Raw genomic sequence first — 12,002 nt, 5'->3', positions numbered from 1 at the left:
AAGCCGATCACATGTCAGAAGCCGCTGCACAACGTATATCAAGGTATAAAGTTCATATATGCGCCAGCACCCCTTGATCCACGACAGCTGTTTGCATGCCATCGGCATCAAACAGAGAGCCTGTCGAACAGCTCGCGATGCAATCTCGAACTTATCGGAAAAATGCGGCCTCGGTGAGCCAGACCCTCTTTCTTTTTCGAATTGCCGAAAGAACGCCTTCCTCCGAGCGTCACCTATCGGACATGTTTTCTGGCGCGTGCCGATCAGAGTGCCCCACGTGCAGAGCAACAGCCACTCCGCTCGATGACGAGTGGTGCGAAAATGGGCTCTGCCGACTGACGGCCGCCATCTCAGATTGGCTGACGGTGGCTCCCGGCGACCTCTTCCTCGGAATCGCCGGAGAGGAGCCAAAGTCGGTGAAAGCACCAGCCCACGCGTTGCTTGGCATAATCCCGCTTTCGCGGCACGTTCAAATTTCTGAAAATGCTGTGGCCCTAGGATGACCAGGCTCAATTCGATAGGCTTTACACACCGCGGCCGGACGCCCATTGTTACCATTCGATGGCGACCTGGCTTGGAGCACGCCACGACTTACAAGAAGCAGCTCCCGGTTTTTCGAGATAGCTGCAAACTTCTTCGCATGCACCACTACGACAGATTTGACGAGCCGCTTTTCGATAGGACTTGTAGAGTGCACGCTGCGCCGGCCCCAGCTGCTAGATGGTGCTGTCAGGTAGTCATGTGCAATCCCGATACCGTCGTCGAGCCGCGGCCTTTCGATCGGTGCAACGCCACCCGAGCAATGTTGGTGTATTCCAAGGATCGATGCGGGAGCTTGGACGAAGCGCAATGTCAATTTTACGACAGCCGGGCGGCCGTGCAACTCAGCACGTTTGCTTCGGGACAAACACACACGCAGTCCGGTCCATACTTCAGCAAAAATGTGAGGATAATCGCTGAGCACGTTTCTGGCCTGACTCTTGCTACAAGGGTGCTGGTCACATTGTGACTAACGCTAACTTGTTCAAACGCTCAGGAGACCTCTATGACTTTGCGACCGCTTCACGACCGCGTCGTGGTTAAGCGCATCGATGCCGAAGAGAAGACCGCAAGCGGCATCATCATTCCGGACATCGCGAAGGAAAAGCCATCGCAGGGCGAAGTCGTTGCCGTTGGCCCGGGCGGTCGCGATGATAGCGGCAAGCAGATTCCGATCGACATCGCAGTGGGTGACCGAGTGCTGTTTGGCAAGTGGTCCGGCACCGAAGTCAAGATCGATGGGCAAGACCTGTTAATCATGAAGGAGAGCGACATTATGGGCGTTCTCACCGAGGTGTTCTCGACGAAGAAAGTCGCCTGACACAGGCTCGCAGCTGCCCCTCCTGAGGAGAGCCCACCGGGCTCGCCAAAGGATGAACTAAGGAACTGAGGGAATTTTCTATGTCAGCCAAAGAAGTCAAGTTCGGAGCGGACGCGCGCGACAAGATGCTGCGCGGCGTCGACATTCTCGCCAATGCCGTGCAGGTCACGCTCGGCCCGAAGGGCCGCAATGTCGTGCTAGACAAGTCATTCGGCGCGCCTCGGATTACCAAGGACGGCGTCACCGTCGTCAAGGAGATCGAGCTCGAGGACAAGTTCGAGAACATGGGCGCCCAGATGGTCCGCGAAGTGGCTTCGAAGGCTGCGGATGCAGCCGGCGACGGCACCACCACCGCGACCGTCCTGGCCGCCGCGATCGTGCGTGAAGGTACCAAGTCGGTTGCCGCCGGTATGAACCCGATGGACCTCAAGCGCGGTATCGACCTCGCGGTCGAGGCCGTCGTTGCGGACCTGCACAAGAACTCAAAAAAGGTCACCTCGAACGAGGAGATCGCCCAGGTCGGCACAATTTCGGCCAATGGCGATGCAGAGATCGGCAAGTTTCTCGCCGACGCGGTGAAACAGGTCGGCAACGATGGTGTCATCACGGTCGAAGAAGCTAAGTCGCTCGAGACCGAACTCAACGTCGTCGAGGGCATGCAGTTCGACCGCGGCTACATCTCGCCCTACTTCGTCACCAACGCCAACAAGATGCGCGTTGAGATGGACGACGCCTACATCCTCGTCAACGAGAAGAAGCTCTCCACGCTGAACGAGCTGCTGCCGCTGTTCGAGGCCGTGGTGCAGACGGGCAAGCCGCTGGTCATCGTCGCCGAGGACGTCGAGGGTGAAGCGCTCGCGAGCCTGGTCGTGAACCGCCTGCGCGGCGGCCCCCTGAAGGTCGCGGCGGTCAAGGCGCCGGGCTTCGGCGATCGCCGCAAGGCCATGCTGCAGGACATCGCAATCCTGACCGGCGGCCAGGCGATCTCGGAAGATCTCGGCATCAAGCTCGAGAACGTCACGCTCAACATGCTCGGTCGCGCCAAGAAGGTAACGATCGACAAGGAGAACACCACGATCGTCAACGGCGCCGGCAAGAAGGCCGACATCGAGGCGCGCGTGGCCCAGATCAGAGCGCAGATCGAGGAGACCACCTCGGACTACGACCGTGAGAAGCTCCAGGAGCGTCTCGCCAAGCTCGCCGGCGGCGTCGCGGTGATCCGCGTCGGCGGCGCGACTGAGGTCGAGGTCAAGGAGCGCAAGGATCGCGTTGATGACGCCATGCATGCGACCCGCGCGGCTATCGAGGAAGGCATCGTCCCGGGCGGCGGCGTCGCCCTGCTCCGTGCTTCCGAGCAGCTCAAGGGCCTGCCTACCAACAACGACGACCAGAAGACGGGCGTCGAGATCGTTCGCAAGGCGCTTTCTTGGCCGGCCCGCCAGATCGCGATCAACGCCGGCGAAGACGGCTCGATAGTGGTAGGCAAGGTCCTCGATAACGAGCAGTACTCTTTTGGTTTTGATGCGCAGACAGGCGAGTACAGCAACCTTCTCTCCAAAGGCATCATTGACCCGACCAAGGTCGTGCGCATCGCCGTCCAGAACGCCGCCTCGGTAGCCGGGCTGCTGATTACGACGGAAGCGATGGTTGCCGAACTGCCGAAGAAGGCGGCGGCTGCTCTAGCAATGCCGGCAGCCCCCGGTATGGGTGGTATGGACTTCTGATCCCTCCCAAGTTCTCGATGACATGTGAAACCCAGGCAATAATGTCAAGCAGGGTCCAAGGCAGGAGAGCATCGACCCGCTCAGGCTGCTACGCCTGATGCATCGCATCGAGTCCGTCAGGTTTTGGACAGCTAGTCAGTGTACAATGATCTTGAAGTTAGCGGCGCGTGGTAGGGACAGCGCTAGCCCCGAGTATGCGTGGGGATTCGGCGCCGAGTCACGTTACTGCTAACTTCAACCAGTAGCGCGGGCGCGGCAGAAATAACGTCTGGTCCATGCAGCCCGACCAGCGTCGAGTCGCGCCCGTGCTGCTTCCGGGGTGAGACTGGGATCAGATCCACACAGGCGATGGTCTTCCAAGTTAGCTTAATAGCCCGCTTGCGCTCGGGCCGCGAAGAGAGCTCCCTGTCTTAGCTTCAGGATGTCGTTCCGATTATCGGAAAGTTAAACCTAAAATGGCTTTGTAGCCCAGCTCGGCGCACAATTCGATTGAGACGCTTAAAACGACAGTGCCGCAAAATCGCTGAGTCAGGCCGCGGACGAGGCCTTCACCGAAGCCGAGACTCAAGTCCAGCGGCGAGGAGAAGACGCGGATTGTCGGGGAGCTCCTAGCGAGCGAGGACTGGGTTTGTACGCCGGCGCGAGCGCATGCGAATATGCCCCGCAGCAGCTGTTTGGTTGACGAACCCACTATAGAAGCGACCGACGACGATTCCGATGCAGACGAACTAGAGCTTCGCGCCGACTGTGGATGCCTGGTCCGACCTTATCCCTGAAGGCACAATTGCGCGCAGGGTAACCAACAGGTTCGCCAAACCGGCCGCCGATCCTGCCTAAGTGCAAGCGCAGGCGATTGAGGCTTCGAAGCGCGAGGGCGGGCTCACGAACTTGAGTGATCGGCCAACCTATATCGCTGAACATTCACCCCTCTCCGCACTACGTCCGGGAAGCGTCGGTCTAGAGCACCGACTCAACATCGGCAGAACCGCGGCGGGTGCACCCTGGTTGGCGATGCGGCTGTCCCGCATCGACCGATGAGGTTCCGCGCGGGCTTCGGGCAAGTCCGTTGCACCCTCGGAAGCCCTCACGTCACCCTTTGCGTGACGACAGTCGCTATATGACGGTCATTCGGGGGACTGCTGTAGCGCTCCGCCAGACTCTTGAACAACCCTCCGAGCCGATCTGACGCAACAGCAAATTCCCCATAGTTAGGATCAAAGAGGGTCGTCGTTCCATTCGACGTCGCCGTCGCGATCGAGTGGCCGCCACCCCCGACGAAATTCAAGCGGACCCAATAGCGGGACGCATCCTGGGTGACCTCCTGCACGATCTCGTCAATGCACGAGGATGTACCAAACCTATATCCCGTCTGTTCAGCAGATGCCTCTAGGCCGGCGTCGCGTAACATCGCGCTTTTTGCCTGGAGGTTGTGAGACCCTTCCGCACCATCCTCTTTCAACAAAGTCAAGACCTGTTCATACTGCCCCTGCCGCCTTGCCGCTGAGCTGTGATTTTCAGTGCCCGGGAGCAGAGCCCTCATTCGGGATGAAGGGCTGCTTGGGAGACTAAGGAGCCACTCCGCTACCAATCCAACACAAATCCCGCTGACATTGGCTTCGGACAATTCAGCAGTCCTGTAATCGAACAGATCACGGACAGGACTAGCGGCTGAGGATAGTTCCGAGCTGGAGGACAGAGAGGATGTGCTGTGGCGCGAGGTGCTTGGACTAGAATCGATTACATCTGCGGTATGTGGCTTGCTGAAGCAGAGCCCCATTCGCTCGACCGATTCGTCTCGCGGCAGGCTCTCCCGCCGCGCGACTTCGGTGAGTGTTTGCGCAAATTCGCTACTGTCTGCGGGCCTACTCAAACTATCAGCTTGCTCACGGCGTGTGTATTCGCCATCAACTCGATTATACATGCTGGTTCACCTGCTTCTTCGGCGTACGCGTCCTCAAAGGGAGCGCGCTGCTTCCATCTTTCCTGCGGCTGATATCGAGGAAAACTGACGAAGAGCTGACCACCAGACAAGCTTGGGGAAGCTACCGCCTCGGGGCATATTGGTTGCGCGACAGTTCCTACTGACGAGCGCCGCTGCAGGTGGTGGGCTAGCGGTCGACCAGCTAGTCACTCTTGCACAGTGACGCGGGCGAGCCTGTGGAATATAGATGCAGTCAAGATGATGGCTACGCTGGACAGCGCCTTCGTGAAATCAAATTCGACCGTCGGTTTTGGGTCGATCTCACTCGTCTCATGTGCGCCGCTCGGCCGGCACAACTTCGCCTCCATAGAGTGCGCAATTCGCGTCTTCGGATCGCTCCGTGATCGGCCATCGGCCAGCGAGATACTGTTGTTGCCGGTCAGGCACCTTCAGCACAGATCCGCAAAAAGTGGTTTGAACCTGCCAAGCCCCAAATTACGATCTATCGTGCCCTCTATAACAATGGCGCAGACATTCCCCCCGAGTCAGGGTGTCATTAGCGGCTCCTGTTTGACAGCGACATTTCAGACTTAGCCCGCCGTGCACAATGCAACAGTCGAGTGAGCCTGACATACACCCGCTTGTGACACCTCATTTCGAGACGCGGAACCTGTGCTCCTGCAACCGCTCGACACGCCTGCTCGAACGTTGTTACCTCAGCCCGTCATGCTGTCGCGCTGATCCGCGCGAACAACGTTGCCGCATCTGACGGACTTAATCCAACAACGCCTACGAAGCTCGGGGATGGCATCGGAATGTCTCGATAAGTGGGTCTCCACAAGTGAAGGCAATATCGGCTGTTATTCACATACCGCGATTGTGGCGGATGCAATTGCATGACGCTCTCCTCTTCATCCCAAAACAGGTCTTTGACAAAGCACATCTCCTCCCAGTTTGGACAACGCCGCGGGGTCGAAACAGCGACATGCTCCCAGCCAGGATGGACAAGTGCTGTTATCTTGAGTTCACACCCGCAAGGCCCCCGCACAAAGAACAGACCGCAAGGTCCTGATCCCGGAGCAGTAGCGAACGGGCCACGTTGCACACGGCCAGCCTCCAGCTTGTCTATCATCTGCGCTCGCACGCTCGCTCCTTTGCCTCTCGAATAGCCTAAGGTCTACGTAGATGACGCTGTCGCGCAACAAGTCAAGCGTCTCGGTTCACGGCCCAATGTTCCTAAATCAGTCTACAGCGTACCATCTACAAAACCGGTAGATGCCTATCATCATCCACGCTCCTCCTATTCCTCTCGTGCTTGCGGCCTCGGTGCCGCTGGTTGCCCGAGCATGGGCGGCAGCACGATCTGCGCGTTGGGCGAATTGCCCCTCCGATCGGACCTTGCGGCTACTTATGTAAATCCGTCATCGACCCTCTCCGAGGCGAAGCAGTTTCCCGTCGCCGCTAGGCATTCACTGCTCATCGCCGGCAGAGCGGACATCCCGCTCGAGCACACGAAGTCGGAAGCTCTTGAGGCCCCACCTCCTCTTCAACGAATTGGTCTTCATTATGGCGTGCTCCCCTATTGGCGGCGACATTTCATGATCCTGCCAGCACCAGTGGCGGCAACCAGATGGGTGAGGGTGACCTGCTTCGTGAGGGAGTACTCGATCCCTGGCGGCCTCCTCGCCAAGGCTGAACAGTCCTAATGTGCCGTTTATGTCAAAACGATTCAGTTCTATGGCATCCCGCTCGGCACAGATCGCTGCGAGCGTCTGGCATGCCCTCCCTTCGAACTGATACATCCAGCGGATCGTCTGCGATCTTGGTCGTAAGCTAACGGTCAGGAACAATGAGTAGTCTATCTCATGGACTCCAACAGCGGATATCGCCCGATCTTTTCCGCGTCACTAAGATGCTGCTCTTAACGCGTTGTCTACGGCATGCCACAGCACTCACCCCTTGCTGCTAATACGGGTGTTGTTTCCGACATGAATGTCGCAACTTCGACGTCGCGCAACGGCTCCGTTTGACGAACCCACCCCATCAAAAGCGCTGCCGACAGCTCTACCTCCTGGCACGTCGCTTGCTGTGCTGCCAAACGCGACCTAGCTGGACCGAGGATGAATGAGCAATCAATCGGTCGCCAGGCAACGATCATCGATTCTCACACTGCCTTATGAAAGAAGACTGCTAACTTATGAGTGATAGGAGGCTAGCAAAGCTTGGCACATTTCTATTTGTCCGGCGCTGAGCGCGATGAACCGACACATTGGCGCACAACAAAGCACTCAATGATCAAGCATTTCGGCGCCGATCGTCCCTCCCCGCAACCCTGGAAGAGGTTGAACTGGCGCCTTTTCGGCGCACTTCTCATAAATGCGCTGCTTTGGGCTGGAATCTACTGGGTCATCACAGCGCTATTCTGAAAACTCTCGCGCGGGACAACCGAACGAGAGGTTCGTAGGGCCTATCGCATGCCGCGGCACAACCTGATGCCAGTGCGCTCTTCGCTGCTACCTGGATAAAAAGTGCGCTGCTCCGGCGGCCGCAAAGGGAAGGTCGACGCATAACCCAGATGGCTCACATTGGCGATACTGATACGCCGTTGCAGCCGCCACCAAGTGCCAAACATTGGCCAACAGCAGCTCAACGCGTCCGTGCGCTGGTGGCATCCTGGCGCCCTCGTACGGCGCAACGGATTGACTGCACGTGAGAACCAGTACTCCCCATTCCCGTCATGTGAACGTTCGCTTTCGAGAAGCTGACGAAGCAAGGTGATCTGAAGGAACGTTGGGCAGGCGGCCAGCTCCGCCGCCATGTGCGATTGACCTAGGGCGGTCGGGCCGCCTCGCCCCTGGCTCCCGCAACGCCCCGTGCAGGCGGGATTGACTCGCTTGCTGAGCGATGTCTGCCTAGCCTCGGTCGGCTATAACAGGCTGAGGCCTTTATATGCCGTAGCGACGCTTTACAGCTCTTGCTCAGGCTACGTATCGTCCTCATTTTTGCGCATCTGCCACACGAGGGCACGCCGCGCTAACTTGTCGTATTCCAAGGCGATCTTAAGCAGCCTGTCTTTGGCTTTTCCATCATCGAGCGCCGCCGCTTTCTTTCGCGTTGCTTCCGCGCGGCCTAGCCAGTGATCGGGTTGGTAGAGTATGCTTTTCGAATTCATGCCGGGAGCATGCAACTCGTAGATCAAAGAATTGCGACGCCCACGCTCCGTATCATCACGTAGGAGGCACGCTCGCCACCGCGGCTTGCGAAGCAGTCAGCCCCCTGTCCAGCCTAATAATTCAGAAGCGGCTGAGTACGCGTCGAAGACGATCCTTGTAGGAAGAATGGACAGTCACAGACATCTTAAGACCATCGGTCGCACGAAGAGACTTGAATCACACGCAGCGTCAGAGTGTAAGGTTCTGGACAAGTGGAGATCACATCTGACAAATCGGGTGATTCCTGATAGTTCACGAGAATTGCCAATGCCTCAAGCACCTACACCCGCGCGGGACGACCGAATAGAGAGCCTCATATCATCCCGATGCAGGCCTGCCCGCAATTCATCGAATGCTAATCCTGTCTCTGCTGGACGAGATCGCGCGTTGCGAGGTCTACAGGGCAGGTCTCCTATCACTGCAGTCTCGCTTAACTCCACGCAAGACGAGACCTACCTCACAGATAGACCCACCCAACCTCTTGACATATGTGGAACAGAAGGGCGGTGAGGCTAAACGATGTCCCAGCGCGTCATCATAGTCGATCTTGCAAAACCGAATGCGTCATCAACAACGACCTAACCACATCTGGCTTGCCTGATCTCTTTGCTTCGCCAGAGCTGCCCTGTGCCGCTTCGAGCCGGCATCGTGCCGAGTCCTCGGTCACTCATCGGCCGGCGATTAGGCTGCCCCATAGTCCCTCAGGTCATGTGCAGGCAGGCCCAAGCAATGCCGCGAGACATCGAGGCATGCACCGGCCGCACAACCACCAGCAGCTCCAAAAAGATCGTCTGCTGCGTCGGCGCAACCTTTCCCCCTATCGTGAGGCTCCGCCGGTATGGGAGGTGTCGCCCCTGTTATGCTGGATAGATGACGAGCTCCGTACAGTTGGCAGGTGGCGCGCTCCGCGCAGCAAGAAAAATGCGTAGCTCCACCGAATCAATGAATCGACAACAACGAAGTCACTTGGCTTCGTGCCTCATACTCACCTGCCGCCCCCTCGCTCTTGGCTCGGCAATGACAACTGTAATGCTCGGGCCGCTCAACGCGCGTGATCGAATGCCGACCGCAGAGGAGAAAGAGGCCCGCATGGAAGACGTGTTCCGCTCCTGTAGTAGTCAAAATACCGGATCGCTCCGCTCTCGCTGCCTGCCTCAGATCCAGGCAAGATCGCCTCAGTCAGCAATGTCGCGACGTGATCTCCAGGCGGGACATCAGCAATAAGAGCAGCGGCTCGAAATAAAGATGCTGCAACCTGTCCGTCCGACTCCTCTCCAGACGTCACCCAGCTTGACATGCAGCGTCACTCGAGGGGTCGCCGGGCGGCTCACCACTTCATGCGGGCGGATCAAGGACGCGTCCGCGCTTGAGGCTGTCGCGCACAGGCTCATTCGCGACCCGGAGACTCTATTTCGCAGAGCCAGATGAGCTCGGTCTGAACTCTTCAGCACGATATACTCATAGTGCGCGGGAGGCCCATCAGCGGCTGCGCTACGCCGGCGCTCGGAAAGCCAAGACTAGCCGCCATGATCCCATCGACGGCACCATCGAATCGAGAGAGCTTGACCCTCACGTAGCGTCAGGTTGTAGCGTCGCCTCCGATGCTCACCTTCACCTGACGGCCGCCTCAAAGACATGTGCGGCATATCGCGTGCGAATAGACCGGCAGCTGCGACAAGGCACTCTTTTTGCAAAGGCACGTGACTGAACGGTCAGGCCGCAGATTGGACAAAGGAACGCGTAAAGTTCGATGGAACCGCTCAAGTCGATCATCGCCAAAGTTGCCAGCGGCGCCACTCTGACGCGTGAAGAGGCTGCGTCAGCGTTCGACAGCATGATGTCGGGTGACGCAACTCCCTCGCAGATCGGTGGCTTGTTGATCGGGATGAGGGTCCGTGGCGAGACAGTCGAAGAAGTCACCGGCGCCGCATCCGCAATGCGAAATATGATGCCCAAGCTGGAAATGCGATGCGACCCCATCGATATCACTGGCACCAGCGATACCGCTATGTGTTCGCTCAACGTATCGACGTGCGCTTGCTTCATCGTAGCCGGCGTCGGCGTTCCCGTCGCCAAGAATGTCAGACGCGCTGCGTCTTTGCGCTCGAGCATCGCAGACGTGTTGGCGCGCCTCGGCGTAAAGGTCGATCTCGAGCCCGACGCAATTGCACGTTGTGTTCAGGAAGCCGACATTGGCTTCATGTTTGCATCAGCCGGCTATCCTGCGATGCAGCGCATCAGCCAGATCCGGAGCGTGCTTGGAACCCACACGATGTTCAACCTGATCGAGGCTCTGTCCAATCCGGCCGGCGTCAAGCGGCAGATCCTTGGAGTGTTCACTCCCGAATGGGTGCAGCCTCTGGCGTACGTCTTGAACAACTTGGGCGCCGATTCGGTATGGGTTGTTCATGGCTCGGACGGGCTCGATGAACTATCCCTCACCGGCACCAGCTTCGTTGCTGCGGTTGAGGCTGGTACAGTCCGCACGTTCGAAGTGACGCCGGAGGAAGCCGGGCTCCCGCGCTACCGCGCCGATGCGTTGGAGAGCTGTGATGTTGAGGCTCATGCCGCCGCGTTACAAAAAGTGCTCGATGGCCTGCCAGGACGTTTTCGTGATGCCGCACTTTTGAACGCGGCGGCGGCACTGGTGGTGGCCGGGCGTGCCTCGAACCTACAGGAAGGCGTAGTACTTGGACAAGAATCACTTGATCGCGGCGCTGCAGCCGCCCGGCTGAATCGCTTGATCGCGGTTTCAAACGCCTGAGAGCCGAGCTGGCTGATGCTCGATCGATGCCGTCAACAGTGCAGCTTACGCGCGCGAAAATATTGCAGCCGCAATACGCGCCAGTTTTGCGGAATTCGAGTGAACGCTACCGACGCAAGTCTTTATCAACACAACTCGCGCTGAGCACGTGACCCGACAGCCATCCCTTGGCCTACTAGAGGCTGTTCCAGGCGAGGTTGCTGAGGTGAGGACCCGCGCCGCAACGTGCGTTGCGCGCCAAAGGAGATAATCTGTGATACCCCGGCAAAGGATTGAAACACTCGGAACGATCGCAACGATAGAACACATCATTCGGAAGTTTCGGGAGTTGATCGATTCAGATAGCTCGATCCCGCCAGAACTGCGGGGTGTGCTGCACGAGATCCTGGATGAGCATCTTATCGAAGCAAAACGGCGTGTTCTCCTGAGACTGCAATAGTTGCGCCGACTCCATGCGGGATATTCTGTGAGGTCGATATCGTGCTTTACGCAGACTCCTAAAAATACTTGCTGCCAAGCCAGGCCTCGATCTGCTCGCTCGTCCGGCGGTGGACAATCGAGATTGCTAAGCGACCCGACTCTTGCCCTTCGCAGGCTGACCGCCGATGGGCATTCCCGCATACGCCCCGTGAGCAACTCCAACCTTCGTCGGAAGTCAGCGACCAACGTGCGTTGGACACGCCGCCGTCGTATTCGTCGAATCTCTCATCAAAGGGCTTACAGGGCAACAGCCCAACCAGGGCAGCGCTGAATTGCTTGCGACAGAACTTGGCGGGCTGCTTGGGCCAGCGTGAGCTTGGCCAGTTCCCGTAGACTGCCAAAAATGGCTTGAACCTGACGTAGCGTTAAATCGTAGGCTCTTAGGGTGGCACCCATCCGGGTCGCAAGGATTTCGAATGTCCCAGCTCCTCAGATCCGCGGAACGATGGCCGCTCCTCATTCTCTATAACCCGTCACTCGGGAGGGCTGTACAGCGACTTCCGATCGCGGCGGCAGAGCTCGCACGTAGCGTCAAATGGTT

At 58.2% G+C, this 12,002-nt stretch carries 6 protein-coding genes; 3 read left to right on the top strand and 3 right to left on the bottom strand.

The genetic code is table 11. The features are described 5' to 3' along the window. Positions 1-1,045: 1,045 nt before the first annotated feature. Positions 1,046-1,360: a co-chaperone GroES gene (gene groES, locus XH98_RS36660; RefSeq protein WP_271621441.1), complete on the top strand. Its 315-nt coding sequence runs from the start codon at positions 1,046-1,048 to the stop codon at positions 1,358-1,360. Between the two features lie 80 nt (positions 1,361-1,440). Next, positions 1,441-3,084 (top strand): chaperonin GroEL, encoded by a 1,644-nt coding sequence (gene groL / locus XH98_RS36655; protein ID WP_271621440.1) that lies wholly within the window; start codon positions 1,441-1,443, stop codon positions 3,082-3,084. Between the two features lie 1,084 nt (positions 3,085-4,168). Here the strand turns inward: groL and XH98_RS36650 are convergent. From XH98_RS36650 to XH98_RS36645, 3 genes are all read right to left on the bottom strand, one after another. Further along, positions 4,169-4,861, bottom strand: coding sequence for a YopT-type cysteine protease domain-containing protein (locus XH98_RS36650; RefSeq protein WP_271621934.1), 693 nt, complete (start codon positions 4,859-4,861; stop codon positions 4,169-4,171). An 868-nt stretch (positions 4,862-5,729) separates the two neighbouring features. Continuing rightward, positions 5,730-6,137 (bottom strand): DUF7694 domain-containing protein, encoded by a 408-nt coding sequence (locus XH98_RS41310; RefSeq protein WP_442868673.1) that lies wholly within the window; start codon positions 6,135-6,137, stop codon positions 5,730-5,732. A 1,851-nt stretch (positions 6,138-7,988) separates the two neighbouring features. Continuing rightward, the gene (locus XH98_RS36645) at positions 7,989-8,204 is read right to left on the bottom strand and encodes a hypothetical protein (RefSeq protein WP_271597561.1); all 216 of its coding nucleotides are present in this window, start codon (positions 8,202-8,204) and stop codon (positions 7,989-7,991) included. A 1,763-nt stretch (positions 8,205-9,967) separates the two neighbouring features. On the opposite strand from XH98_RS36645, the gene trpD reads away from it, so the two are divergent. Continuing rightward, positions 9,968-10,981, top strand: a complete 1,014-nt coding sequence (gene trpD / locus XH98_RS36640) for an anthranilate phosphoribosyltransferase (RefSeq protein WP_271597562.1) — start codon at positions 9,968-9,970, stop codon at positions 10,979-10,981. Positions 10,982-12,002: the final 1,021 nt, after the last annotated feature.

Source organism: Bradyrhizobium sp. CCBAU 51745 (assembly GCF_028128715.1).
In the GTDB taxonomy this organism is placed as follows: domain Bacteria; phylum Pseudomonadota; class Alphaproteobacteria; order Rhizobiales; family Xanthobacteraceae; genus Bradyrhizobium; species Bradyrhizobium manausense.
This window is presented reverse-complemented; position numbering and strand designations above follow the sequence as displayed.

What these genes read in the sequence shown, in the direction of transcription:
- groES (WP_271621441.1), top strand. Translation starts at nt 1,046, where the DNA reads ATGACTTTGCGACCGCTTCACGACCGCGTCGTGGTTAAGCGCATCGAT.
- groL (WP_271621440.1), top strand. Translation starts at nt 1,441, where the DNA reads ATGTCAGCCAAAGAAGTCAAGTTCGGAGCGGACGCGCGCGACAAGATG.
- trpD (WP_271597562.1), top strand. Translation starts at nt 9,968, where the DNA reads ATGGAACCGCTCAAGTCGATCATCGCCAAAGTTGCCAGCGGCGCCACT.
- XH98_RS36650 (WP_271621934.1), bottom strand. Translation starts at nt 4,861, where the DNA reads ATGGGGCTCTGCTTCAGCAAGCCACATACCGCAGATGTAATCGATTCT.
- XH98_RS41310 (WP_442868673.1), bottom strand. Translation starts at nt 6,137, where the DNA reads ATGATAGACAAGCTGGAGGCTGGCCGTGTGCAACGTGGCCCGTTCGCT.